Consider the following 25,853-nt stretch of genomic DNA (forward strand, 5'->3'; position numbering starts at 1 on the left):
GAAGTTCACACTTCGGCCTCCCTCCGCGCCAGAATCTTGTCGATCCGCATGCCGTCGAGATCGACGATCTCGAAGTGCCAGCCGCCGAAGGTGAAGCTTTCGCCGACTTCAGGCAGGTGGCCGAACTGGTAGAGAGCAAAGCCTGCGAGCGTATGGAAACTGACGTCCTCCTCACCTTCGCGCAGGCCAAGCCTCGCAAAGGCGTCATAGACCGGCATCATGCCTTCCATCAGTAGCGAGCCATCAGCGCGCTCGACGACATCGGGCGTCTCGTTTTCCATATCGGGCAGATCGCCGGCGATTGCTTCCAGAAGGTCGGTCTGGGTGACGATGCCTTCCAGGCTGCCATATTCATCGATGACCATGGCGAGGCGCACCGGCGCGCGCTTGAAGCTTTCAAGCACCTTGAAGACCGCCGTCGCCTCATGCACGACCAGTGGCTGGCGGATAACGGCCAGTGGATTCAGGGGCTCACCGTTCAGCAGCTGATCGAGAAGATCCTTTTTCAGGACCATGCCGATCGGCTCGTCGATCGATCCACGCGCCACCAGAAGCTGTTCGAAACGGCTTTCGCGAATGGTCTTTTGCATCTCAGCCGGCGTGTCGTCGGCATCGATCCAGTCGACCTCCAGCCGTGGCGTCATGATGTTGGAGACGTCACGATTGCCGATATTGAAGACGCGCTCGACCAGATCCTGCTGCGCTTGTTCCAGCAGACCGGCTTCCTGGCTTTCGGCGATCAGAAGCTTGATCTCGGCAGGGGAATGCAGCGACCCCTCGCCGGCACCCGGCTGCAGCCCGAAAAGACGCAGGACGAGATTGCCGAGACCGTTGAGGACGGTGATTGCCGGACGCAGCAGGAAGAGGAAAAGGCCGAGCGGACGAACAACACCAAGGGCTGTGCCTTCGCTGCGCTGCAAGGCCAGGCTTTTCGGCGCGAGCTCTCCGAGGACAATGTGCAGCGCTGTGATGATGATGAAGGAAATGGCAACAGCAATGGCGTGCGAGCTGGCAGCGGCCCATGCGCCGGGAAGGAATGTGAGAAGCGGCTCGAGAAGATGGGCAAGCGCGGGTTCACCGACCCAACCGAGGGCGAGCGACGAAATCGTGATGCCGAGCTGCGTGGCCGCCAGATTGGCGTCGAGATTGTCGACCGCCTTCTGCAGCGACTTGGCATTCATCCGCCCTTCGGCAACCAGCTCCGTCACGCGGCTGCGGCGAACGGAAACCAGAGAAAACTCCGCCGCAACGAAAAAGCCATTGGCGGCAACGAGCAGCAACACGGCGAGTATTCCGAAGAAATCGAAAATACCGCCTCCAGATCCAGACATACTTCCCTTCCGGGCGGATTAGCGCCACATATTGTTGATCAAAAACAAAACTATCACGCTTTACGGCTGTGCGGCAGCCGACGCGGCAATTTCTTGTCGATAACGGAACAGTTTTCTTCCCGAACCACGGGAAGACGCTCAGGCGATCTCGCGCAGGCGCTCGGCGGTCTGCAAGTCGACGGAGACAAGCTGTGAGACGCCCTGCTCCGCCATGGTCACACCGAAGAGACGATCCATGCGGGCCATGGTGATGGGATTGTGGGTGATGACCACAAAACGCGTCTCGGTCGAGGCGGCCATCTCATCCATCAGATTGCAATAGCGCTCGACATTATGGTCGTCGAGCGGCGCATCCACTTCGTCCAGAACGCAGATCGGCGCGGGATTGGTGAGGAAGACGGCAAAGATCAGCGCCATGGCCGTAAGTGCCTGCTCGCCACCGGAGAGCAGCGTCATGGTCTGCGGCTTTTTGCCTGGCGGGCGGGCGAGAATTTCAAGGCCCGCTTCCAGCGGATCGTCGGATTCGATCAGCTGAAGCTCGGCCGTGCCACCGCCGAAGAGGTGCGTGAACAGCCGCTGGAACTGCGCATTGACGATATCGAAGGCGACGATCAGCCGCTCGCGGCCCTCGCGATTGAGGCTCTGGATCGCGCCGCGCAGCTTCCGGATGGCGTCGATCACATCGTCGCGCTCCTTGATCAGCGCCTGCAGCCGCTCGATCAGCTCCTGGCTTTCCTCCTCGGCGCGCAGGTTCACGGCGCCCAGGCGCTCGCGTTCGATCTTCAACCGCTCCAGTTCGCGCTCGACTTCGCGCAGATCCGGCATGTTTTGTGACACCGACAGGCCGGTCAATCGCATGGCTTCATGCGGCTCGACATTCAGCGTCTGCCGAATGCGCAATTCGCTCTCCTGCCGACGCTCGCGGGCGGATACCAGCCTTTCCTCGACGCGGCCGCGCTTTTCGCGGCTTTCGGCAAGTTCGGACAGTGCGGTTGCCGCGTGGCGATCAGCTTCGCGTTGAACGATTTCCGCTTCGGCGAGACGGTCGGCAGCCGCACGGCGCGCTTCCTCGGCCTTCTGCAGCTCGTTCATCAAGGCGCGGCGCTTGTCGTCGAATTCATCCGGTGCAAGGTCGAGCTCGGCGGCCTCGTCACGCGCTTCCTCTTCGCGGTCACGCAGCGTTTGAATATGCTCTTCGGCGCTGGCAGCGCGCTGGTGCCAGGTGTCGCGTTCCTGCTGGATCGCCAGGATACGGCGCTGTCGCGCCTCGTTTTCGCGGTTCAGGCCCTCATGACGGGCGCGGGCTTCGGCCAATGCGCCGCGATCCGTCGCGACTTCCGCCTGCTGCGCCTGCAATTTCAGATCGATGGCAGCAAGATCGGGTGCGTCTTCCAGCTCGATGCGGGCATTTTCATCCTGCATCGCCACATCTTCCCGCTGCTCCCGCAACCGGCTGATTGCTTCGGCGACCACATCGCGGCGGCGGATAAGATCGCCCGACGCGCGCTCGGCCACAACCAGAGCTTCGCGGGCCTCGGCCAGATTGCGGGCGGCAAGGCGGCTGGTATCGCGGGCGGCACCCAAACGTCCCTCTTCCGCCCGGATCGCTTCCGCGGCTATCGACAGGCGCTCTTCGGCTTCGTTCAGCACGTCGCGCGCAAGCTCGACCTCGGCTTCCAGCTCGGAGAGGCGATTCTTCTGAGCCAGCCGCAGGGCTGCCGCACTCGGCGCATCGGCTCCGGTCACATGGCCGTCCCAGCGAAACACCGCGCCGTCCTTGGTGACAAGCCGCTGCCCGGGCTTCAACGCCGCCATCAGCCGCTCGGCATCGGCTGCAGCGACAATACCGATCTGACGGAGACGACGGGTCAGCGCCGCTGGCGCGCCGACATGCGAAATCAACGGCATCGCACCTTCCGGTAAGGCTGGGTCGGCGGTGCCACCACTATTGTCGGACCAATAAGAGGGCGCCTGGGGATCGAGCGAGGATTCCAGATCATCGCCAAGAGCGGCACCGAGCGCGGTCTCAAAGCCGCGGTCAACGCGCAACTCCTCTGCGACGGGCGAAAACGCGCCCGACGTATCGCCTGCCGCCAGCATCTTCGAAATGGTGCGCGCTTCCGTCTCGATAGCGTTCAGCCGAGCCCGTGCCTGCTCGACCGGTCCGCGCGACAAAGCTTCGGTTTCGCGTGCCCTAGAGAGAGCCGCCTCGACAAGCTGGATCGCCGCCTCGGCATCCGCAACGACGCCTTCGGCCGCTTCGACCATGTCGCGCTTTTCGCCGGGATCGGGAAGGTCGGCCATCTTTTCGTCGATGGCGGCAAGTTCGCGGTTCGCCTCGTCCAACTGGCGTTCGAGCCGCGTCTTGCGGTCGGCGAGGTCGCGAATGGCGCGTTCGAGCTGGTTGCGGCCGGCGGCGGCCTCGGCGCGCTCTGCCGTCAGTGCGGTGAATATGCGTTCGCTATCGGCAAGCTTCGCGGCGGCCTCCTCGAACACCCCGCGCGTTTCCTCGGCAAGCCGCCCGGAATCGGCGAGAATCTCGGCAAGATCACTCTCTTCCGCGTCCAGCCTGGCAAGGATCGTCGCATTGTCGGCGACAAGACGTTCCTCACGGCTGATATCCTCGGCCAACTGTGCGAGCCGGCGGGTCAGCTCGTCGCGGCGGCGCAGGATGCGATTGGCATCCTCTTCAAGCTGGTTGCGGGCAAATTGCAGGCGCTGGAGGGCGGCGGCGGCCTTTGCCTCGTCTTCGCGTAGATCCGGCAGCTTGAAGCTGGCGATTCCTTGGGCCTTTGCCGCGTCCATCTGGGTCTGAGCCTTTTCGGCCACCAATACCGTTGCCTGGTTAAGCGCGCTATCGGCCTCGGCTTCGGCTTCTTTCGCCTGCACCCAGCGAATATGCAGCAACATCGCCTCGCGAGCGCGGATGTCGGCGGACAGCATCTTGAAGCGATTGGCCTGGCGTGCCTGACGCTTCAGGCTTTCGATCTGGCTTTCGAGTTGCGAGGTGACATCATCCAGGCGCTCAAGATTGCCTTCGGCTGCGCGCAGGCGCAGCTCGGCCTCATGGCGGCGCGAATGCAGGCCGGAAATGCCCGCTGCTTCTTCCAACAGCTGGCGCCGCGCCTGGGGCTTTGCCTGGATCAGCTCGCCGATGCGCCCCTGCCCGACCATCGACGGCGAGCGCGCGCCCGTCGAGGCGTCGGCAAAGAGAAGCTGCACATCCTTGGCGCGCGCTTCCTTGCCGTTGATGCGATAGACCGATCCCTGTTCGCGCTCGATGCGGCGCGTCACCTGGATCTCGTCGCTATCGTTGAAGGCGGCAGGCGCGGTGCGGTCGCTATTATCGAGATAGAGGCCGACTTCGGCGGTGTTGCGCGCCGGACGATTGCCCGATCCGGAGAAGATGACATCATCCATGCCGGAGGCGCGCATGTTCTTGTATGAATTCTCGCCCATGACCCAGCGCAGGGCTTCGACAAGGTTGGACTTGCCGCAACCGTTGGGGCCGACAACGCCGGTCAAACCGCGCTCGATAACAAATTCCCCCGGCTCTACGAAAGATTTGAAACCGACCAGTCGAAGCTTGTTGAATTTCATCGGCTGATCTCCACCCTTCCCTTGAGGGGGAGGGTCAGACCAAAGGTTCGGGGTGGGGTGATCATGCATTCACCCCGGAAATCACCCCACCCGCGCGTTCCGCGCGACCTCCCCCCTCGAGGGGGAGGTAGTAGAAAACAGGCGCGCGACCTCTGCCGCCCGCCTGTGCATCAAAAAGGCGCGGATCAGAGAAGGCCGTCGATGAGCTTCGACATGGCATTAACAGACATGTCCCCTGCATAGCGCTTGCCATTGATCAGGAAGGTCGGTGTCGCATTGACGCCGAAATCCTTGGCAGCGCGTTCCCTTACGGAATTGACATCATCCAGAAGCTTCTGGTTCGTCAAGCACTTCGTAAAGCTATCCTCAGTAAAACCAGCGAGTTTCGACATTTGCAGCAGTGCGGCACGGCCATCGACATCCGGAGAGGCCCAGGCGATCTGCTGCTTGAACAGCATTTCGACCATCGGCATGTACTGTTCCTGCGGGGCGCAACGGGCCAGCATGAAGGCTGCAGCGGCGCGCGGATCGAACGGGAATTCGCGGATGATGAAGCGAACCTTGCCGGTGTCGATATATTTCTGCTTGATCGTTTCGAAAGTCGTAACAGCGAAATGCGCGCAGTGCGGGCAGGTCAGCGACATGTATTCGACGATCTTGACCGGAGCATCTTCCTTGCCGAGTGCGATTTCCGGCAGCGGGCCGGGCTTCAGCACTTCGGTCATGTTGACGTCGCCATCCGCCGGGGGGACTGCGTCGTCACCGGAAGCGGTGGACTCCTGGCCGCCTGCGGCCGTCGAGGCATTTGCAGCGGATGCGGTGTCGGCAAGGGCAGCGAACGCCACGGAGAGAGCTGCAACGGCAGAACCGCCCAGCAGGTGGCGTTTGGTCAAGAGCATGTCGGACATCGGCATAGAGTCACCCGTCGTTGAAAGAGGTCTTCGAATGTTTCATGCGATATAACGGCTGGTTGCCGCTAACAAGGCACGGTTGACCAACTTTCTTCAAAGAATTGTGACCTAGCAAAGACAAACGCCTTAAATTTCTTCCACAATCACGAATAATCGGCACGCCCAGCCTTCTACCGGCGCTTCCAGACCATTGCAGTGCCCAACCTCTGGATTGCCGCGCGCAGCTTCTCATCCTCGATCCCGTCCATCATGCCTTCGAGCTTGCGGGCCGCCTCGCCTTTCAGCGGCGGTGGTGTGCGGGAGCGCTTCGAAGCAACCGAGACCGGCTTCTGCACGATGCGGATCTGACTGACGGCATGAAAGCCGAAGAAGCCGTTGATGCGCTGGATCAGCTCGCCCTGCGCATGGGTGAGAAAAAGGGCGCGGGCACCTTCGCAGGCGATGGTCAGCACACCCGGCTGATAGCGACTGTCCTCGCCGGTGCCGCCGCGCTTCGCCCAGGCGATCTTTTCCGGCCGCGTGCATTCGGCAAAATCGTCCCCAGCGATCTCGTCCCAGGAACCGAGCAGAGCCGTATTGATGCCGGCACGCTTCGCCAGCACGGGATCGACGATGCCGTTGGTCAGCTCGGAAATCTGCTTTTCGCCTTTTCGGGGATAACTCATCTCAATCGGCTTCCGGCGCATGCTTTATACGTTCAAGAGCTTGATCGCCCGACGCAGCTTGGCCAAGTATAGAGCAATTCCCCTCAACGCGGCAAATCATGACCACGACTTTACAATCCCCTTCGGCCGCATCCCTGCTTGCCTGGTACGATCGCCACCACCGGGATCTGCCGTGGCGCGTCTCGCCGTCCATGGCAGCAAAGGGCGTCAAGCCTGACCCCTATCGTATCTGGCTGTCGGAGGTGATGCTGCAGCAGACGACTGTGCCGGCGGTCAAAGCCTATTTCGCAAAATTCGTGGAGCGCTGGCCGACGGTGAACGATCTCGCAGCGGCGCCGAACGACGAGGTCATGGCAGCCTGGGCCGGCTCGGCTACTACGCGCGGGCCCGAAACCTGAAGAAATGCGCCGAGGCGGTTGCGACAGACCATGCGGGCCGCTTCCCCGATACCGAGGATGGGCTGCGCGCATTGCCGGGCATCGGCGATTATACATCCGCTGCCGTCGCCGCAATCGCATTCAACCGGCAGGCAGCCGTGATGGACGGCAATGTGGAGCGCGTCATTTCCAGGCTCTACGCGATCTCTGCGCCCTTGCCCGGCGCCAAGCCTCAGATGAAGCAGAAAGTCGCCCTGCTGACACCCGCCGACCGACCCGGCGATTTTGCCCAGGCGATGATGGATCTCGGCGCGACGATCTGCACGCCGAAGCGCCCCGTCTGTTCGCTCTGTCCGTTCAACGGCGCCTGCCAGGCGCTGGCCGGGCATGACCCCGAACATTTTCCCGTCAAGGCCGCCAAGAAGGATAAGCCGATACGGCAAGGCGCGGCTTTCGTCGCGGTCAATGGCGATGGCGAAATCTTTCTGCGCCGGCGCATCGAAAGCGGCCTGCTCGGCGGCATGACGGAAGTGCCCACAACCGGCTGGACCGCGCGTATCGATGGCGCGACAGGAACCGAGGCAGCCCCTTTCCGAGCCGATTGGCAGGCCGCGGGGACTGTGACGCATGTGTTCACCCATTTCGAATTGCGGCTGTCGATCTATCGCGCTCAAGTGGCATCGAACGCCGGGCACAATGACGGATGGTGGGAGCCGGTTACAAATCTTGAAGCGCAGGCACTGCCAACAGTCATGAAAAAAGCGATCACTCAGGCTATTCCCAATGCCTTCACAAAAGTTGGGGCATTTAATAAAGCCAGCGCCTAAACATCAGGAATCCATTCATGACCACGGAAATACGGCACATCGTTTTCGATATCGGCAAGGTTCTCCTTCATTACGATCCAAACATTCCCTACAACCACGTCATTCCTGATGATGCCGAGCGCGAATGGTTCTTCGCCAACGTCTGCACCCACGAGTGGAACCTCGAGCAGGATCGCGGCCGCACATGGGAAGAGGCCGAAGGCCTGCTGATTGCCGAGCATCCGGAACGGGCGGAACAGATCCGTGCATTCCGCAAGCACTGGAACGAGATGGTGCCGCATGCCTATGACGACAGCGTCGCAATCTTCGAAGGATTGATCGCCGAGGGACGGGACGTCACCATGCTGACCAACTTCGCCTCCGACACGTTTCGCGTGGCGCAGGAGCGCTTTCCGTTCCTCAAGAAACCGCGCGGCGTCACGGTGTCGGGCGATATCGGCTTGATCAAGCCCGATGTCGCGATCTACGACACCCATGCGAAAAGCTTCGGCCTCGATCCGGCCTCAACCATTTTCATCGACGATTCCTATCCGAACGTCGAAGGTGCGCGGGCAGCCGGCTGGCATGCAGTTCATTTCACCGGCGCCGAGAAGCTGCGCAGCGATCTCGCCGCCCATGGCATAAAGGTTTGAACCATGATTTTCGATCCCGCAGAACGTATCGAGCTGTTCCACGATGCGATCAATCGTATCAACTATGAAGAGATCGAGAATTTCTTCGCCGAGAACGCCACCTATGTTTCCAACGGTGTCGGCGACCTCGCCGGCCGCGAGGCGATCATGGAAGCATTCCGCGGCTACTTCGACACCTATCCCGATCAGACGGCATCCAAGTCGCTGGTGGAGACGCTGACGCCGCTTTCGGGCCGCGCGGTCTGGTCCGTTCGGGCCACCAACAGCAAGACGGGCAAGCCGCTCATTCGCGAGGGGGAGGAGACCATCACCTTCGACGAGGATGGCCGCGTCGTGCGCGTTGATGTCACGGACTATCAGGACTTCTAGAGCATTTCCAGGAAAAGTGCGCAGCGGTTTTCCGTCCGGAATGCGTAAAAACAAGGAGATAGAGCGCTTTCGCGATTCGAAGAAAAGCGAAAATGCTCAAGGCCACGAAGCTAAAGAGACGCCCAGGGCCTTGCAGTACAGAACGTTCGGCAAGGCCCTGGGCGTTTCGCCTTCTTCCCTAACTGGAGGTACACGGCGGAAGAAGGCGGGTATTCAGATTCAGTCGTTGGCGGCATTCTCGAAATCGTGGGGCGATTCGCAACCGGGTCCGCCTAAACGAACGACCGAGGCTATTCCGCCTTTGCCATATCGCTGCGGATAATGGCCCGCAGTTCGTCGATCGGACGCAGGGATCGTCCGTCGTCGACATGCCAGAACATCCATCCGTTGCATGCATCAAGGCCCTGGACCTTCGCTCCAAGGCGATGAATGGAACCGGCCTCTCCGCCGGACGCGACCGTGCCGTCGGCGCGGACGATGGCGCTATAGCGACGCCTCGCATCCGTCAGCACCTGCCCTGGCTTGATGAGGCCACTTTCGATCAGCACGTTGAAGGCGACGCGAACCTCGGCCTTCTTGCCGGTCATGACTGTGAGTTCCGCCTTGCCGAGCGGCTCGACGGCGGCGATGCGGGCGCTTGCCGCATCGATATAATCCTGCTCGCGCTCGATGCCGACAAAGTGGCGGCCGAGGCGCTTGGCAACGGCGCCCGTCGTGCCCGAGCCGAAGAAGGGATCGAGAATGATGTCGCCGGGTTTGGACGAGGCCATGATGACGCGGGCGAGCAGCGCTTCCGGCTTCTGCGTCGGATGCACCTTCTTGCCGTCGTCGCCCTTCAGGCGCTCGCCGCCATTGCAGATCGGAAACAGCCAGTCGGAGCGCATCTGCACATCGTCATTGGCGGCTTTCATGGCATCGTAGTTAAAGGTGTAGCCCTTGGCCTTGGCGTTCGGGCTCGCCCAGATCATCGTCTCATGGGCGTTCTGGAAACGGCGACCCTTGAAATTCGGCATCGGATTGGTCTTGCGCCAGACGATGTCGTTGAGGATCCAGAAGTTCAGGTCCTGCATCGTCGCGCCAACGCGGAAGATGTTGTGATAGGAGCCGATGACCCAGATGGTGCCGGTCGGCTTCAGCACGCGGCGGCAGGCGAGCAGCCAGGCGCGGGTGAAGGCATCATAGGCTTCGAAGGAGGCAAACTGATCCCACTCGTCATCGACCGCGTCGACAAGCGACTGGTCGGGACGATGCAGCGTGCCGCCGAGCTGGAGGTTGTAAGGCGGGTCGGCGAAGATGACGTCGACGGATTGATTGGGTAGTGCCTCAAGAGCGGCCACGCAATCGCCCTTGATGATCGTGTCGATCCAAGACCCTGGAACTGCTGAGGTCCTGAGGTCGGCAAGCGGGAAAACTGACGCCATTTGATACTCGCTGTTACACTTACTCGATGCTCTTAACTGGGTGTTATGGTTACCTAACTTGGTTACCAAACACTGAAGCGGCGTCAGATTTTTCGAATTCCCGGACAGCGACCGGGAATTTATCGCTGATCGATGGAGACTATCGCACTGCGCGATCCGATCTGTCGTGCGTGGCGCGGCTATCATCCGGCACTTCGTCCCGCTCGTTCATGCCGTAATCCCGCAGCACCTCAGCCACGCGCAGGCGATAGTCGGCAAATACCGTCTGTCGACCCGCTTTCTGCGCGCCACGATGCGCCTCGCGGTTTCGCCATTCGCGAACGGCAGCCTCGTCGCGCCAGAAGGAAAGCGACAGGACCTTTCCCGGCTGACTGAGGCTCTCGAAGCGCTCGATGGAGACGAAGCCGTCGATCGTTTCGAGTTCGCCGCGCAGCCTTGCGGCAATGTCGAGATAGTGCTGGCGTTGGTCAGGATGGGGGACAACTTCGAAAATAACTGCGATCATGGCGATATCCTCGGAGCAAGCGGCAACGACACGTTTTTCAGAAATATGCGATCTTCCTGCAGGATGAAACGCTCGCGGCGGGAGAAATCGAGATTGGCCTTTGCCTGCGGATCGGCGGCAAGGCTTTTGCGATAGGCCTCATAGGCTGCCAGGCTCTCAATATTGTAGACGCCGTAAGCCGTCGTCAAAGAGCCCTCATGCGGCGCGAAATAGCCGACCAGATCGGCGCCGTTGCGCGGGATGATCTGGCCCCAGGCCTTGCCATATTCGGCGAAGGCTTCCTGTTTGAAGGGATCGATCTGATAGCGGATGAAACAGGTGATCATGGTGTTCTCCTTTGCTGATGACCCTGTTTTCGCACATTGAAGAACGGCGATGCTTCGGCTACGATCGAAGTATGAAAGAAGGTCCTGACATAGCGCAGATCGGTTCGCTGATCGGCGATCCGGCGCGGGCGAACATACTGACGGCCTTGATGGGCGGCCGGGCGCTGACCGCGACGGAGCTTGCCGCTGCGGCAGGTGTGACGCTGCAGACCGCGAGCGCGCATCTTGCCAAGCTCGAGGCAGGCGGATTGCTGGCGCAGCGCAAGCAGGGTCGGCATCGTTATTTCGCGCTGGCCGATGATGGTGTCGGCAAGTTGCTTGAGGGGATCATGGGCTTTGCCGCCAGTCGCGGACATCTGCGTCATCGTCCCGGCCCGAAGGAACCGGCGCTGCGCAAAGCCCGCATCTGCTACGACCATCTCGCCGGCGACTTTGGCGTGCGCATGCTCGACAGCCTCATAGAACGTGGTTCGATTTCGACCATGGGCGAAGGGCTCAGCCTGACGGCCGATGGCGAAAAGCATCTCGGATCGATCGGCATCGACGTCTCCGATCTGCGCTCCAGCCGCCGTCCGCTCTGCCGATCCTGCCTGGACTGGAGCGAAAGGCGCGCGCATCTCGCCGGAAGCCTCGGCAAGGCGCTGCTTTCGAATTTTCTCGACAAGGGCTGGGCGCGGCGGACCGAAAACAGCCGCTCGATCTTCTTCACCCCCGAGGGTGAGCGTCGTTTCCTGGCACTCTTTCCGATCGAGTTGGGTGACCGGTCTTAAGGGTGTCCGACCAGAACGCCGGTGAAATTGCCGGCGGCAATCCGGCTGCACAGATCTCGCCATTCACAGCCATTGCAGGCACGGCGAATCTCGCCACTGGCGAAATTGCGTCGCAGGTTCGCAAGCAGGTTCGCATCCGGCACCAATACAGCGCCCGGTTCGATCTCTTCGCCAATCAATGAAGCAACGTCCGCGAGGGCGGCGGCGTCCCGCTCGATGACGGAAGCCTTGAAACAGTGCGGCTCAGCCTCGTCCAGAAGCGGCGCGCAGATATCGTCGGGGCCGGAGACCAGCTCGATCTCCTCCCCTTCCGTCAGGCGCTTTGCGATGCGGCGATAATTATCGGTGAAGGCAGGCGTATAGCCCTCACCGACGAAGGTCAGCATGCAGAGCAGATGATGGGCGCGAAGCCGAACCGTCAATTCAGCTTTGCCTTGCCGCCATAGACCTGAACGGTCTTCAGCACGGCTGCCGCGAGGGCAGACTTCAGCGCTGCACCGAGGATGAAGGGTGCTACGCCGAGGAGCCAGCCCTTTTCAGCACCGATCAAGGCCGCAAGCCATGCACCGCCGATCGCAAGGCACAGGATATTGACCGAGAGATGGGCGAGGAAACTGCGCACCACGCGCTCTCCGCCCCAGCCCCGCTCGGCAAGCCAGCCGACGAGGGCGCCGATGATCGGGAAGGAGACGAGATAGCCGGCCGTCGGACCCATGAAGGGCGCGATGCCGCCTGCTCCGCCGGCGAGAACCGGGAAGCCGACCATGGCCTCACCCAGCCAGGCCAGAATGGTGATCGCGCCGAGGCGCCAGCCATAGAGCGCACCGATCATGGTGATCGCAAAGGTCTGCATGGTGATCGGCACCGGCACCATCGGCACCGAAATCTGCGAGGCGAGTGCCAGCACCAGCGTCCCCGCGAGAACGAAGACGGCCTTGACAATCAGGGATCGCTGACCAAGGCGCAGCGGATCAAAAGCGGCGTCTTCATGATGATGCAACAGGGACATGAACTCTCCTTTTCAAATTATAGATAATTTTTAATTCCCATCTATTTAATGGCCGAGTTTACATGACGAGGCAAGCGGCAGATGTGGAAAATTGATTTTCTCGCGATGGAAGCGGCTGCATGACGAGAGATTTGAGGGAGGCGCGCTTAGCCAACCCATCTCGGCATGCGGAGACAAAAAGCTCAGCTCTCGGATGCAATACGAGTACAACTCACCCAAATTCGGTCATTAAAAAATGAGCCGCAAATCAAGCGCACTCAGATTATCTATAATTTTCGACGGAACTATCCGACGATCGCGAAAGCTTCGCGCGTCGAGCCTGATGGCGTGCGCACGGGAGCACGACCGATCCATTGGACGTGCTTCTGAAGGATAGCGGCGGCCTCGTCAGTTCGTCCCTGGCGAAGCGCGGCAAGGATGGCGCGATGATCGTGATCCGTGCGCTTTTCCCAGCCGGATTGCCATGCCGAAAACAGAAAGCGGGCGCTGGCCGCATGCAGATCGTCGATAGCGGCCAGCAGGCGCGTCATGCCACAAGGCGCCAGGATGAGACGGTGGAAGCGACGATTGGCTTCTTCCCATGCATGGACGTCGGCAGCGGCATCGCCTTCCCTGGTCGCCTCTTCGGCGGCGTCGAGAATGGCAGAGGTCAAGTGCTGTGACGCGTGCCTCAGGGCGAGGCCTTCCAATGCGGCGCGCATTTCGGCAACTTCGCGGACTTCCTTGAGATCGAAAGAAGCGACCCGAACGCCGCGACGCGGCAAGTTGACGGCAAGCCCCTGTGCCTCCAGCCGCCGGAATGCCTCGCGCACCGGCACGTGGCTGGTGCCGAATTCCTCGGCAATATGATCCTGCCGCAAGCGCGCATCGGGCGCGATCTCGCCGCGAATAATGCGATCGGCAAGCACCCGGCTGATACGGCTGGCAATGGTGTCGTCGCGCTCGTTGGCCATGGCCAATCCTTAAAGGCGGCCTTGCCTGATGTCGAGCGGTACACTCAAGTCTTCAAGCCTTTTGAACGGCCCTGACCTTTTCCGTCAGCGCAGCACAGCCATGCCCGCCCATTGGTTGAGCTTTGTCGACATATCGTGTAAAGCGCGACGGTCATTTTTTGAGCATGCCCCAAAACGCAACTGTTTGCGGGGAGCATGCCGAACCCAGCCCTGATAAAAGGCAGCAATTTTCATGAGCAATGGCTTCGACCTTATCATCTTCGACTGCGACGGCGTTCTGGTCGATTCGGAAATCATCGCGGCGGAAGTCGAGTCCAAGCTGCTGACGGATGCAGGCTATCCGATCAGCACCGAGGAAATGGGCGAGCGCTTCGCCGGCATGACCTGGCGCAACATTCTGTTCGAAGTCGAGCGCGAGGCGAGCATCCCGCTTTCCGCATCTCTGCTCGACAAGTCGGAAAAGCTGCTCGATCTCAAGCTTGCCGCCGACGTCCAGGCCATTCCCGGCGTTCCCCTTGCGCTGTCGCGGCTGCCGATGCCACGCTGCATCTGCTCGAATTCCAGCGCCGCGCGGCTCGAGATGATGTTGTCCAAGGTCGGCTACCTCAAGCTGTTCGCGCCGCACGTCTACTCCGCCAAGGATCTCGGCGCCGACCGCGTGAAGCCGAAGCCGGACATCTTCCTGCATGGCGCCAAGCAGATGAATGTCAGCCCCGCCAACACCATCGTGGTCGAAGACTCGGTCCATGGCGTCCAGGCGGCACGCGCAGCCGGCATGCGCGTCATCGGCTTTACTGGCGCATCGCACACCTATCCCTCGCATGCCGATCGGCTGACCGATGCCGGCGCGGAAACCGTCGTTTCCCGCATGAGCGATCTTCCCGGCGTGGTAATGGCACTGGCTGAATGGGACGGCGTCCTCTAAGGCGCCTTTCAAAGAAGCCTTCTGGCGAGCGGAGCTGCCACCCGCGGCCTCCTATGCCTTACCCGCTTGGCTTCTGCCATAAAGAAAAAGCCCTGCTGAACAGCAGGGCTTTTTCGTTTTTACCTTGAGAGCACAACACTCATACGATGCAAGATTGTGCGGGGTCAAAGCGCCTAGTGGCGCTTCTTGCGTACCGGCTTCTCGGCCTTTGCAGGCTTCTGCGGTCCCTGATCGAAACTGATCTCAACAATAGTGAAGCCACCGGATCCGCCAGCGACCTTGATATCGTCTTCGCTGAACAGGAACTGCGCTGTGGTTTCTCCCGGCGGAATTTCCGCCGTGTAGTTGATCGTCTTGCTATAGAGTGAGGTGTCATTATCCATGACGGAGACGTGGATCGGCAAGGTCACCTTGCCGGAGCTGCCCATCGGGCCGGCAACAAGCCGTCCCTGCGCGACGACATGGATGCCCAGGCTGGTGCCATCGCTCGTGCACTGGCGAGTGGCCTGTGCCAGCGACGCCTGATAGGTCAACTGGCTCGCATCGTCCTTGGCACCCTTGGCGTAAAGCCGGTAGACGGATGACTGATCGGGAATGGTGACCTGCGGGCACTTGCCGGCAACATAGGTCTGACCACCGGTCGGAGCGGCCCCTGCGGCACTTGCCTGCGGAGCGACGGTAACATCCGTTGCCGGCTGCTTGTCACTATTGCCGCCGATACCGAGAGTACTGCAACCCGTGAGCAATGCCAGAAGCGAAGCGGAGAAAAGACGACGCGAAACCCTGCCAAACACTATAATTCCACCCTCTCCAAATATTTCACATTATCGGCCTGAAGCCTGTCCGACGGGCCTTTTATGACACTTGGCGATGGTCTATACCAGCGACGCAGCGAAAAATCGATTGGGTAGACACCGTTTTGGCTCACTTTTCGAGATCGACAGATTGGCACAAACTGCGGCCAGCCGGCACCGATCCCACGCGCCTTGCGCAAACGCGAAAACCACGCGGCTGATCCGGCGCAAAAAGACAGGTCGTCGCCGCTTCATTCCTCTACTCTCTCAACCGATCACTCAGGCAATTTTGCGACCAAAGGAATCTTAGACCGTGGACTATATTTCAACGCGGGGAGAAGCCCCTGCCCTTGGCTTCTGCGACGCCCTCCTGGCTGGCCTTGCTCGTGACGGCGGGCTCTATGTTCCTCGTGAATGGCCGACCCTGACGAAGAAAGAAATCCGCGCCTTTCGCGGCAAGAGCTATCAGGATGTTGCCTTCGCCGTCCTGTCGCCCTTCATCAACGGCGAAATCCCGGCAGACGTCTTCCGCGGTATGATCGACGATGCCTACGCCACCTTCCGCCATCCGGCGGTGGCGCCGCTGGTGCAGACCGGGCCGAACAGCTTCGTCATGGAGCTGTTCCACGGCACGACGCTTGCCTTCAAGGATGTCGCCATGCAGCTGCTGGCGCGGCTGATGGACTACGCGCTGGAGAAGCGCGGACAGCGGGCGACCATCGTGGGCGCGACATCGGGCGATACAGGTGGCGCGGCGATCGACGCTTTTGCCGGCCGCGAGCGCACCGACATCTTCATCCTGTTTCCGAATGGCAAGGTCTCGCCGGTACAGCAGCGGCAGATGACGACCTCGACGCAGGCGAATGTGCATGCGCTGGCGATCAACGGCAATTTCGACGACTGCCAGAACCTCGTCAAAGCTATGTTCAACGATGCCGGCTTCCGCGACAAAGTCAGACTTTCCGGCGTCAATTCGATCAACTGGGCCCGAATCATGGCGCAGGTGGTCTATTACTTCACGACAGCGGTAGCGCTCGGTGGCCCGGACCGGAAGATTTCCTTCACCGTTCCCACAGGCAATTTCGGCGATATTTTCGCCGGCTACGTCGCCAAGCGGATGGGCCTGCCGATCGAACGCCTGGTCATCGCCACCAATGAGAACGACATCCTCGCCCGCATGCTGAAGACCGGCCGTTATGAAATGCGCGCCGTCAAGGCCACCAGCGCGCCATCGATGGATATCCAGATCTCCTCCAACTTCGAACGACTGTTGTTCGAGGCGCATGGCCGCGATGCCTCGAAGGTCCGCGCTGCGATGGAAAGCCTGAAGCAATCGAATGGTTTCTCGGTCAGCGATGACGCCCTGAAGTTCATCAAGAAAGACTTCAAGGCCGGCCGCGCCAGCGAAAAGCAGGTTGCCGAAACCATCAAAAAAACGCTTGCCGAAACGGGCTATCTGCTCGATCCGCATACGGCCATCGGCGTCTTTGTCGCCGAGAAGAACGAGCGTCCGACAAGCCCGATGGTGACGCTTGCGACCGCGCATCCGGCAAAATTCCCCGCCGCAGTAAAATCCGCCTCCGGTATTGACCCGGCGCTTCCGACGTGGCTTGCTGGTCTGATGACCAGGGAGGAGCGTTTCGATATTCTCGATCCGGAACTTAAAGCTGTTGAAAGCTTTATCGGCAAGCATGCCCGGGCCGGCGAATAACAGACGCGGAAAGACAAGCGATGACAGTGGAATGCACCCGGCTTGCGTCCGGGCTGACAGTAGCAACCCAATCGATGCCACACCTCGAAAGCGTGGCACTCGGCGTTTGGATCAAGTCCGGTTCGCGTAACGAGACCGAAGCAGAACACGGGATCGCGCATCTGCTCGAGCACATGGCGTTCAAGGGTACGGCGCGTCGCTCGGCCCGGCAGATCGCCGAAGAGATCGAGAATGTCGGCGGCGAGGTGAACGCCGCCACCTCGACCGAAACGACCTCATATTACGCCCGCGTGCTCAAGGACCACGTGCCGCTGGCTGTCGACATACTTGCCGATATCCTGACGGAGTCCGCCTTCGACGAGGAGGAATTGGCGCGTGAAAAGCAGGTTATCCTGCAGGAGATCAACGCGGCGAACGACACGCCTGACGACGTGGTCTTCGACAAGTTTTCCGAGGTTGCCTATCGCGGCCAGACGCTCGGCCGCGCCATCCTCGGCACGCCGGAAACAGTCGTCTCATTTTCACCGGAGCAGATCCGTCATTATCTGGATCGCAACTACACGACCGACCGCATGTTCGTCGTCGCGGCTGGCGCAGTTGATCACGAAAGCTTCGTGCGTCAGGTCGAGGAGCGTTTCTCCAGCCTGCCGACCAAACCCTCGACTTCGCCCATCATCGAGCCGGCTCGCTATATTGGCGGCAATGTTCGCGAGACTCGCGACCTCATGGACGCGCAGATCCTTCTCGGCTTCGAAGGCCGCGCTTACCACACGCGCGACTTCTATTGCTCGCAGATCCTTGCCAATGTTCTCGGCGGCGGCATGTCCTCGCGCCTGTTCCAGGAAGTCCGAGAACTGCGTGGCCTCTGTTATTCGGTCTATGCCTTCCACTGGGGCTTTTCCGACACCGGCATTTTCGGCATCCATGCGGCGACCGGCGGCGAGAACCTGCCGGAGCTGGTGCCTGTCATCGTCGATGAGCTGCACAAGGCTTCCCACAAGATCGAGCAGCAGGAAATCGAGCGCGCCCGCGCCCAGATCCGCGCACAGCTGCTGATGGGTCAGGAAAGCCCGGCTGCTCGCGCCGGCCAGGTCGCCCGGCAGATGATGCTCTATGGCCGCCCCATCCCGAACCAGGAGATGCTGGAGCGCCTGGAGGGCATCACCATCGACCGCCTGACGGATCTTGCAGGCCGGCTGTTCTTCGATACAGTACCGACGCTTTCGGCGATCGGGCCGCTGGAACAGCTTGCGCCGATGGAAGACATCGTCATGTCGCTGTCGTCGCCAAAGCCGGCGTCCAGAAGCGCCAGCGGCTAAGGGCACGCCGCGGGTCGATGGGTTCAGTTCTCGGGGGAGTGCTTGGCGGGATGCAAAAATCTGTCTTTCGGTTTCTCTCACGTCATCCGGACGCGGTTGAACTCGAAAACGACACATATTTGCTGCGTCTGCCGCGCTATTCCGACTTCAACCAATGGCACAGGTTGAGGGCTGAAAGCCGCCGCTTTCTGGAGCCTTGGGAGCCCACCTGGCGGCATGACGAGTTGACGGAGGCTGCCTATCGGGCCCGTATCATCAGAGGCAAGCAGGAATATAGTTCCGGCCAGGCCATACCGCTATTCGTTTTCCTCAGGGAAAACACGACATTGGTCGGAGGCATCACGATCGGATACATTCGCCGCGGTGCTGCGCAGAGCTGCATGATCGGATATTGGATGGGCGAACGCTATTCCGGTCAGGGACATATGTTCGCCGCACTTCAATTGGTTATACCCTATATCTTTTCCGGACTTGAGTTGCACCGAATTGAAGCAGCCTGTATTCCGGATAACGAGCGTAGCATGCGGCTTTTGGAAAAAGCCGGTTTCCAGCGGGAAGGTCATTTGCGCGGTTATCTAAAAATCAACGGTCAGTGGCGCGACCACGTGATGTTTTCCAGGTTGGCTGCGGATGCCGACCCGAACCGAAAATACGACCAGCGATGACTACCGCGCTGATACCGACGATGCCGATGGCCAAACGGCTCGGCACAGTGCTTGCGACACTTGCCGCCGCCCTGCTGCTGTTTTTTGCCGGCATGGCGCATGCAGCCGAGCCCGTGAAGATTTCCCGCGACGATACCGCGCTCGACCTGACGGCGACGACAGAGATCTACACCAATCAGGGCGAGGCTTTTCAGGTTTCAACGGCCGCAGGCGCCGACGGTATTCGGCGCCGCATTGAGGTACGATCCTCCTCGCCAAACCATCAGGGCGACTGGGCCGTTTTCGCGCTCGCCAATGTGTCCGAAGAGCAGTTGGAGCGCGTCATCGTCGCCCCGCATTTCCGCCTTGTGAACTCGAAAGTCTTCTGGCCGGATCTTGGCTCGCAGCGTATCGTTGCCATCACGCCGAGCGAAGGCTTTGCGCTCGATCGGCAGCCGAGCGACGAGGCCGATGTCTTCCGCATCACGCTGAACCCCGGCGCAGTCGTCACCTTCGTCGCAGAGCTTTCCTCTCCGAACTTGCCGCAGCTCTATCTCTGGGAACCGAACGCCTACAAGGACACGGTCAACGCCTTCACGCTCTATCGCGGCATCGTGCTTGGTATTGCCGGCCTGCTGGCGGTGTTCCTGACCATTCTCTTCGTGGTCAAAGGCACGTCGATGCTGCCGGCGACGGCGGCGCTCGCCTGGGCGGTGCTCGGCTATATCTGCGTGGATTTCGGCTTCCTCGGCAAGCTCATCAGCATCACGTCAAGCGATCAGCGAATATGGCGCGCCTGCGCGGAGGTGGCGCTCGCATCGAGTCTGGTGATCTTCCTGTTCACCTATCTCAATCTCAATCGCTGGCATGCGCATCTCGGCTATGTGACATTGGCCTGGGTCCTCGGTCTTGCCCTGCTCTTCGGCGTGGCGATCTACGATCCGTCGATCGCGGCCGGTATCGCCCGGCTGTCGCTGGCGCTGACGGCGACCGCGGGTCTGCTGCTCATCATCTATCTCGGCTTCAACCGCTATGATCGTGCCATCCTGCTCGTGCCCGCCTGGGCGCTGATCCTCGTCTGGCTGTTTGGCGCCTGGATGACGATCATGGGCAAGCTGGACAACGACATCATCCAGCCGGCACTCGGCGGCGGCCTGGTGCTCATCGTCCTGCTGATCGGCTTTACCGTCATGCAGCATGCCTTTGCCGGCGGCGCCTTCCAGCAGGGCTTGTTCTCCGACCTCGAGCGGCAATCCCTCGCCCTCACCGGCTCGGGCGATACCGTCTGGGATTGGGACGTAGCGCGCGACCGCGTCGTCACGACCCCCGACATCTCCATGAAGCTCGGTCTTTCGCCCGGCAGCATGCACGGCGCGGCCCGTAACTGGTTGCCGCGACTGCATCCCGACGACCGCGACCGTTTCCGAGCGACTCTTGACGTTCTTCTCGAACATCGACGCGGCCGGCTGAACCACGAATTCCGCATTCGTGCCGAAGATGGCCATTTCCACTGGCTCTCCATTCGCGCGCGGCCGGTGCTCGGTTCGAACGGCGAAATCATTCGCTGCGTTGGCACCATCGTCGATATCACAGAGCAGAAGAATTCGATCGAACGACTGCTGCACGACGCCGTGCACGACAATCTGACAGGGCTGCCGAACCGCCAGGTCTTCCTCGATCGCCTGCAGGCCGTGCTGACGCTGGCATCGGATAGCAACCAATTGCGGCCGACCGTGATGGTCATCGACATCGATCGCTACAAGCTCGTCAACGATACGCTTGGCGTGGCGGCGGGCGACAATATCCTGATTGCGCTGACCCGACGCCTTCGCCGCCTGTTGAAGCCTCAGGACACGCTGGCTCGTCTCTCCGGCGACCAGTTCGGCCTCATTCTCGTGTCCGAACGCGATCCGGCAAAAGTCGCGGACTTTGCCGATGCGATCAGCAAGGCGATCATGGTGCCGATCAATTTCGCCAACCGCGAGATCATCCTGACGGCCTCCGTCGGATTGACCTCATGGGTCGATCAGCAGGAAAATGCGTCCGGCATGCTCAGCGACGCCGAACTTGCCATGTATCGGGCCAAGCGCGCCGGCGGCAACCGCGTCGAGCCGTTCCAGCCCGCCTTCCGCAGCTTCGGCACCGATCGTCTGCAGCTCGAAACCGACCTGCGCCGTGCCGTTGAACGCAAGGAACTTTCGCTGGTCTATCAGCCGATCGTGCGGCTGGAGGATGCCGAAGTGGCTGGCTTCGAGGCGCTGATGCGTTGGGAACATCCGAAACGCGGCAACATTCCGCCCACGGAATTCATTCCCATTGCCGAGGCCTCGGACATTATCGGCCCGCTTGGCATGTTTGCGCTCGAGCAGGCGACCAACGATCTGAAGGCCTGGCAGCGACAGACCGGCGACCTGCCGCTGTTCGTCTCCATCAACCTTTCCAGCGTGCAGTTGCTCAACAACGAACTCTATGACGATATCCGCGCCCTGCTCGCCAAGACCCATTGCGATCCGAGCCGGATCAAGCTGGAGCTGACGGAATCGCAGGTGATGGAAAACCCCGAGCAGGCCCGGCTGGTGCTCGACAAGCTCCGCGAAGCCGGCATCGGCCTGGCGCTTGACGATTTCGGCACCGGCTATTCCTCGCTCGCCTACCTCACCCGCTTCCCCTTCGATACGATCAAGCTCGACAAGGCGATGGTCCGCGACGAGAGCGACAAGAAGGCCATTCTCCTGCGCTCCGTCATTTCCATGGCGCGCGAACTGAATATGCGTGTTGTCGCCGAGGGCATCGAATCCGAAGAGGATGCGCTGGAACTCGCCAAGATCGGCTGCACTTACGGGCAGAGCTTCATCTTCGGGCCGCCGATGGGATCAGAGTCGGTTATCAGGCTGCTGAAAGAACGCTTTCCCCTGACAAAGCGGGCCTAGCCCACTTCCGCATCTATTGAGAGCGGCAGATCAGGCGCTCTCGATAAGGCCGCGCATATAATCCAGCTTGGCAATCACCGGCGGCGACAGGATGAAGGGATAGGAATCCGGCTGTCCCATGCTGCGCTGGATGGCGTTGATCGCCACGCTCAGGGGAATCCAGGCGCTGACGAGCTGATCGGCGCTTTCGGCTCTGTAGGGATTGAAATCCACTTCCGCCGCCATCTCGTGATAGCCTCTCGGATCGACCGCCAGGCCGAATGAGCGCGCGGTTTCCAACGTATCGACGATGTGTAGATAGTGCGCGAAGCATTCCGCAAAATCTTCCCAGGGGTGTGCGCTGGCATAGGCACTGATGAAATTTTCCTGCCAGTTTGGCGGTGGTCCATTGTCGTAGTGATGCTGGAGCGCCATGCCGTAATCCACCCTCTCATCACTGAAGACAGTACGGAAGGCATCGAACTGGCCACGGTCGCGGACAAGCTTGTTCCAGATGAAATGTCCTGTCTCGTGTCGGAAATGGCCGAGCAGCGTGCGATATGGCTCGTTCATGGAGGTGCGTGCCTGTTCGCGCGTGACGTCATCGGCCTCGGCGGCACGAATGGCGATCAACCCCTCTTCATGGCCTGTCTTGGCCGGCACAACACTGCCACCCTGCACTTCGTCCTCAAGGAAATCGAACACCAACCCACCCTCGGGGTCGTCATGCCGATCCGGATGCGGCAGATTCCAGCGCAGCAACGAATAGAACAGATGTCTTTGCGCCTGGCCGATGCGTCGCCAGCGGTCTATGCCCTGCTGAGTGTCGGTGTTGGGCACAAGGCGATTGTGACGGCAAGCAACGCAATAGAGCTGCGGATCTTCGGCATCGACGAGCCAATTGCAGATATCGAGTTCGGCATTGGCGCAGAAGCGGACATGCCTCTCCGGCTCCGAAACCAGATGCCAGTTAGTGCCGCCCTCACCTTCCAGCGCATATATCGCCAGACGATCCGGGACGAAACCAAGCTGATGGCCACAGCGAACACATTGCCTATTGTCGAAATGCACCGGCTGGCCGCAATGGTCGCAAGTGAAAAGCCGCATGGAAGCCCTCTTCGAAATGACGCTTCGCCTGACATCAAAGAGCCCGTCGCGTCTCCGCGACAGGCTCTTCCTGGCAGGCCGCTGACGACAATACTATCTCAGATTGCCGGCGGCCTGAAATCGGCTCTCAACGAGCAACCGGACTACATCCGGTCGACTGCGCCCTTGACCTTATCCTTGGCCTTGCCGACGGCACTTTGAACCTTGCCCTTGGCTTCCTGGGCCGCGCCTTTTGCGCGCAATTCCTTGTCGTCGGTGGCCTTGCCGGCCATCTGCTTGGCCTTGCCGGCCACTTCGTTTACCTTGCCGGATACCTTGTCACTCATGCTGCCCATATCGAGCGCCTCCTTGGTTGCACGGCGGTATTGCCGTTGTTCTGGGAGGGAAACGTCACGAGTGCTATATCGTTCCAATATAATGCAGATTGCTTCAGCCATGACCCGCATGCGGCGACAGCATCGCAGGGTTGATGCCCATCAGCGCCAAGGCGCGTTCGTACTTGTCATCGAGGCAGCGGTCGAAGATCAGCGCCTCTTCGGCAGGGCAATTCAGCCAACCATTGTTGCCGATTTCGGCCTCCAATTGGCCGGCACCCCAGCCGGCATAGCCGAGCAGCATGGTGGCGCGTTTCGGGCCGCTTCCCTTGGAAATTGCCCGCACGATATCGAGCGTCGCCGTCAGGCTGATATCATCGCTGACCGGAATGCTGCTGTCGCTGATATAGTCGTCCGAGTGCAATACGAAGCCGCGACCGCTTTCGACGGGTCCCCCGGTCTGGATCGGAAAATCCCGCGCGGCAGCCGGGAGAACGATGGCATCGTCGTCCTTGACCATTTCAAGATGCAAAAGCACGTCGGTGAAGGTCAGCTTCTGAGCCCGGTTGATGACGAAGCCCATGGCGCCGGCATCGGAATGCGCGCAAATATAAATAACCGTCCGGTTGAAGTTCCGATCCTCCATGCCGGGCATGGCGATCACGAACTGACCGTCGAGAAAACCTCTTTCGCGTCTATTCTTCAGCGTCGATAGGGACATCGTGCCTCCTGACCGCAGTCCATAACTGCACCGCTAAAAAAGCAAGATGGGGCAATGTCATAAATCAATCAACTGAAAATGATCATTTCTTTTTTCCGCCGCGCTGGCCCCGCGCCGCCCGATCCGTTAAATCCTCATCCCATGATCGGATTGACCACCCTTGCCCGCTTGTCGACGCTCCTTGCCGGAACATTTGCCGCCACACTTTGCGCCGGCATCGCCGCCCATGCCGCGATGAGCGACTGGGTGGACAATCAGGGTGGCCGCATGCGGCTAGTGGCACTGGCGCCGGACGCAGAGGGGCATATCCGCGCCGCCCTGCAGATCGAACCGCAGCCCGGCTGGATCACCTATTGGCGCGAACCTGGCCAGAGCGGCATCCCTCCGCAAGTGAGCCTCGCGCCCGGGAGCGGCGTCACTCTCGAAAGGGCCAGCTACCCGACACCGAAGCAGATCATGGTCGGAAACATACAGGAGATCGGCTATGACGCGCCGGTGACATTGCCGCTCGATTTCCGGACCACAAGCAAAGCGCCGACTAAACTGGAATTGACCGCCTTCATCGGCCTCTGCAAGGATATCTGCATTCCCTTCCAGGCGGAGTATTCGCTTGAACTGCCGGCAGGCGAGCAGCCGACGACACATGAGCTGGCGCTGCTGGATGCGGCCAAGGCTTCGCTGCCGCAGGCACCATCCTCCGATTTCGCCCTCCAGAGCCATAGCCTCTCGTCAGACGCCAAGACGCTCGCGCTGCGCCTGACGCTGCCTGAGGCGACAGGAGACGCGCCAACGATCTACGTTACCGGGCCGGCAGGTTACGCGTTTTTCGAGCAGGCAAATGCGAAACGGGAAGGCAACGCCTATTCAGCCGATATCACGATCGGCAAGTTGCCCAAGAATTATGACACCAAGGGCAAGACGTGGGGCATCCTCGTGGTCGACGGTGACCGCGCCATGGAAACCACGCTTGCGCTGGAATAGCCCTGACCTATAGTTTCACTATCAATCCTCATCCAATCGGCGGCGGCTCAAACGCCCCGATATCGCCCCAAGGAGAGACCCCATGACCATCGCTATCGGCGATAAACTGCCTGCCGCCACCTTCAAGGAAAAGACCGCGGACGGTCCGGTCGAGATCAGCACCGAGCAGCTTTTTGCCGGCAAGCGCGTCGTGCTTTTTGCCGTTCCCGGCGCTTTCACGCCGACTTGCTCGCTCAACCATCTGCCCGGCTATCTCGAAAACCGTGACGCCATCCTCGCCAAGGGCGTCGATGACATCGCCGTCATCTCGGTCAACGACTGGCATGTGATGGGTGCCTGGGCACAATCCTCCGGCGGCATGGGCAAGATCCATTTCCTCGCCGACTGGGACGGCTCCTTCGCCAAGGCACTCGGCCTCGATATCGACCTCTCCGCCGGCGGTCTCGGCGTTCGCTCCAAGCGCTATTCCATGCTGGTCGAAGACGGCGTGGTAAAGACGCTGAACATCGAGGAAAGTCCCGGCCAGGCGACGGTTTCGGGCGCTGCGGCGATGATTGAGCAGCTCTGATTTCAAAATTCAACGCAGAATGAAAGGGCGCCTCAATGGCGCCCTTTGTTGTTTAATACGCTTGAGTGCTCAATCGATCGGGCTGATCCTGATGCATGCAAGTCGCTTGCCCAAGCGAATTCGCTGCCTGCTATAGCCAGTCACAGCTATTCTGGTTCTTGCCT

The 25,853-nt window shown here is 60.6% G+C and carries 24 protein-coding genes and 1 pseudogene; 11 read left to right on the top strand and 14 right to left on the bottom strand.

From position 1 onward, the window contains the following. Positions 1 to 5: 5 nt before the first annotated feature. The 4 genes from BSK43_RS25595 to BSK43_RS25610 form a co-directional block, all read right to left on the bottom strand. On the bottom strand, positions 6 to 1,331 hold the full coding sequence (locus tag BSK43_RS25595) for a hemolysin family protein (RefSeq protein ID WP_077471244.1): 1,326 nt from the start codon (positions 1,329 to 1,331) through the stop codon (positions 6 to 8). Positions 1,332 to 1,469: 138 nt separating this feature from the next. Continuing rightward, positions 1,470 to 4,931 (bottom strand): chromosome segregation SMC family protein, encoded by a 3,462-nt coding sequence (locus tag BSK43_RS25600; protein ID WP_077471245.1) that lies wholly within the window; start codon positions 4,929 to 4,931, stop codon positions 1,470 to 1,472. A 185-nt stretch (positions 4,932 to 5,116) separates the two neighbouring features. Beyond that, on the bottom strand, positions 5,117 to 5,845 hold the full coding sequence (locus BSK43_RS25605) for a DsbA family protein (protein ID WP_077471246.1): 729 nt from the start codon (positions 5,843 to 5,845) through the stop codon (positions 5,117 to 5,119). Between the two features lie 167 nt (positions 5,846 to 6,012). Beyond that, positions 6,013 to 6,507, bottom strand: coding sequence for a DUF721 domain-containing protein (locus BSK43_RS25610; RefSeq protein ID WP_068387611.1), 495 nt, complete (start codon positions 6,505 to 6,507; stop codon positions 6,013 to 6,015). 95 nt (positions 6,508 to 6,602) lie between these two features. Between BSK43_RS25610 and mutY the strand changes: the two are divergent. The 3 genes and pseudogenes from mutY to BSK43_RS25625 all read left to right on the top strand — a co-directional run bounded on the left by mutY (position 6,603) and on the right by BSK43_RS25625 (position 8,712). Continuing rightward, positions 6,603 to 7,711, top strand: a pseudogene (gene mutY, locus BSK43_RS25615) (A/G-specific adenine glycosylase). A 17-nt stretch (positions 7,712 to 7,728) separates the two neighbouring features. Next, complete coding sequence (locus tag BSK43_RS25620) at positions 7,729 to 8,343, top strand: HAD family phosphatase (protein WP_077471248.1); 615 nt, start codon at positions 7,729 to 7,731, stop codon at positions 8,341 to 8,343. 3 nt (positions 8,344 to 8,346) lie between these two features. After that, on the top strand, positions 8,347 to 8,712 hold the full coding sequence (locus tag BSK43_RS25625; protein ID WP_077471249.1) for a nuclear transport factor 2 family protein: 366 nt from the start codon (positions 8,347 to 8,349) through the stop codon (positions 8,710 to 8,712). Positions 8,713 to 9,002: 290 nt separating this feature from the next. On the opposite strand, the gene BSK43_RS25630 is transcribed toward BSK43_RS25625, so the two are convergent. The 3 genes from BSK43_RS25630 to BSK43_RS25640 form a co-directional block, all read right to left on the bottom strand. Beyond that, positions 9,003 to 10,133 carry a site-specific DNA-methyltransferase gene (locus BSK43_RS25630; RefSeq protein WP_077471250.1) on the bottom strand — a complete coding sequence of 377 codons (1,131 nt, stop codon included), beginning with the start codon at positions 10,131 to 10,133 and terminating at the stop codon, positions 9,003 to 9,005. A 139-nt stretch (positions 10,134 to 10,272) separates the two neighbouring features. After that, a complete protein-coding gene (locus tag BSK43_RS25635) occupies positions 10,273 to 10,638 on the bottom strand; it encodes an antibiotic biosynthesis monooxygenase (protein WP_077471251.1) in 366 nt (121 codons plus the stop codon). Next, entirely contained in the window at positions 10,635 to 10,964 is a 330-nt protein-coding gene (locus tag BSK43_RS25640; RefSeq protein ID WP_077471252.1) for an NIPSNAP family protein, read from the bottom strand. Before BSK43_RS25640 ends, BSK43_RS25635 begins: the two co-directional genes overlap by 4 nt. 71 nt (positions 10,965 to 11,035) lie before the next feature. Between BSK43_RS25640 and BSK43_RS25645 the strand changes: the two genes are divergently transcribed. After that, positions 11,036 to 11,734, top strand: a complete 699-nt coding sequence (locus tag BSK43_RS25645; RefSeq protein WP_077471332.1) for a helix-turn-helix transcriptional regulator — start codon at positions 11,036 to 11,038, stop codon at positions 11,732 to 11,734. On the opposite strand, the gene BSK43_RS25650 is transcribed toward BSK43_RS25645, so the two are convergent. The 3 genes from BSK43_RS25650 to BSK43_RS25660 form a co-directional block, all read right to left on the bottom strand. After that, the gene (locus tag BSK43_RS25650) at positions 11,731 to 12,156 is read right to left on the bottom strand and encodes a DUF1284 domain-containing protein (RefSeq protein WP_077471253.1); all 426 of its coding nucleotides are present in this window, start codon (positions 12,154 to 12,156) and stop codon (positions 11,731 to 11,733) included. The genes BSK43_RS25645 and BSK43_RS25650 overlap by 4 nt on opposite strands. Beyond that, complete coding sequence (locus tag BSK43_RS25655) at positions 12,153 to 12,743, bottom strand: biotin transporter BioY (RefSeq protein WP_077471254.1); 591 nt, start codon at positions 12,741 to 12,743, stop codon at positions 12,153 to 12,155. Before BSK43_RS25655 ends, BSK43_RS25650 begins: the two co-directional genes overlap by 4 nt. A 284-nt stretch (positions 12,744 to 13,027) precedes the next feature. Further along, a complete protein-coding gene (locus BSK43_RS25660; RefSeq protein WP_077471255.1) occupies positions 13,028 to 13,696 on the bottom strand; it encodes a GntR family transcriptional regulator in 669 nt (222 codons plus the stop codon). A 232-nt stretch (positions 13,697 to 13,928) separates the two neighbouring features. On the opposite strand from BSK43_RS25660, the gene BSK43_RS25665 reads away from it, so the two are divergent. After that, on the top strand, positions 13,929 to 14,621 hold the full coding sequence (locus BSK43_RS25665) for an HAD family phosphatase (protein ID WP_077471256.1): 693 nt from the start codon (positions 13,929 to 13,931) through the stop codon (positions 14,619 to 14,621). Between the two features lie 173 nt (positions 14,622 to 14,794). Here the strand turns inward: BSK43_RS25665 and BSK43_RS25670 are convergent, their stop codons facing one another. Next, positions 14,795 to 15,415 carry a hypothetical protein gene (locus BSK43_RS25670; RefSeq protein WP_077471257.1) on the bottom strand — a complete coding sequence of 207 codons (621 nt, stop codon included), beginning with the start codon at positions 15,413 to 15,415 and terminating at the stop codon, positions 14,795 to 14,797. Positions 15,416 to 15,728: 313 nt separating this feature from the next. Between BSK43_RS25670 and thrC the strand changes: the two genes are divergently transcribed. From thrC to BSK43_RS25690, 4 genes are read left to right on the top strand one after another with little or no spacing between them, the layout of a single operon-like run. Continuing rightward, positions 15,729 to 17,126 (top strand): threonine synthase, encoded by a 1,398-nt coding sequence (thrC, locus tag BSK43_RS25675; protein ID WP_077471258.1) that lies wholly within the window; start codon positions 15,729 to 15,731, stop codon positions 17,124 to 17,126. 20 nt (positions 17,127 to 17,146) lie between these two features. Beyond that, on the top strand, positions 17,147 to 18,445 hold the full coding sequence (locus BSK43_RS25680) for a pitrilysin family protein (protein WP_077471259.1): 1,299 nt from the start codon (positions 17,147 to 17,149) through the stop codon (positions 18,443 to 18,445). A gap of 50 nt (positions 18,446 to 18,495) precedes the next feature. After that, positions 18,496 to 19,110, top strand: coding sequence for a GNAT family protein (locus BSK43_RS25685; protein WP_034489725.1), 615 nt, complete (start codon positions 18,496 to 18,498; stop codon positions 19,108 to 19,110). Next, positions 19,107 to 22,019: a sensor domain-containing phosphodiesterase gene (locus tag BSK43_RS25690; RefSeq protein WP_077471260.1), complete on the top strand. Its 2,913-nt coding sequence runs from the start codon at positions 19,107 to 19,109 to the stop codon at positions 22,017 to 22,019. Before BSK43_RS25685 ends, BSK43_RS25690 begins: the two co-directional genes overlap by 4 nt. Positions 22,020 to 22,049: 30 nt before the next feature. On the opposite strand, the gene BSK43_RS25695 is transcribed toward BSK43_RS25690, so the two are convergent. The 3 genes from BSK43_RS25695 to BSK43_RS25705 form a co-directional block, all read right to left on the bottom strand. Continuing rightward, positions 22,050 to 23,105, bottom strand: a complete 1,056-nt coding sequence (locus tag BSK43_RS25695; RefSeq protein WP_077471261.1) for a putative zinc-binding metallopeptidase — start codon at positions 23,103 to 23,105, stop codon at positions 22,050 to 22,052. A gap of 143 nt (positions 23,106 to 23,248) precedes the next feature. Next, a complete protein-coding gene (locus tag BSK43_RS25700; RefSeq protein ID WP_068384996.1) occupies positions 23,249 to 23,440 on the bottom strand; it encodes a CsbD family protein in 192 nt (63 codons plus the stop codon). A gap of 94 nt (positions 23,441 to 23,534) precedes the next feature. Beyond that, positions 23,535 to 24,140, bottom strand: coding sequence for a YqgE/AlgH family protein (locus BSK43_RS25705; protein ID WP_077471262.1), 606 nt, complete (start codon positions 24,138 to 24,140; stop codon positions 23,535 to 23,537). A 141-nt stretch (positions 24,141 to 24,281) separates the two neighbouring features. On the opposite strand from BSK43_RS25705, the gene BSK43_RS25710 reads away from it, so the two are divergent. Together BSK43_RS25710 and BSK43_RS25715 are read left to right on the top strand one after the other, a co-directional pair. Further along, on the top strand, positions 24,282 to 25,121 hold the full coding sequence (locus BSK43_RS25710) for a protein-disulfide reductase DsbD domain-containing protein (protein ID WP_077471333.1): 840 nt from the start codon (positions 24,282 to 24,284) through the stop codon (positions 25,119 to 25,121). An 82-nt stretch (positions 25,122 to 25,203) separates the two neighbouring features. After that, on the top strand, positions 25,204 to 25,689 hold the full coding sequence (locus tag BSK43_RS25715) for a peroxiredoxin (protein ID WP_077471263.1): 486 nt from the start codon (positions 25,204 to 25,206) through the stop codon (positions 25,687 to 25,689). The last annotated feature ends 164 nt before the right edge of the window (positions 25,690 to 25,853 follow it).

The organism is Rhizobium sp. P44RR-XXIV (genome assembly GCF_001999485.2).
In the GTDB taxonomy this organism is placed as follows: domain Bacteria; phylum Pseudomonadota; class Alphaproteobacteria; order Rhizobiales; family Rhizobiaceae; genus Rhizobium.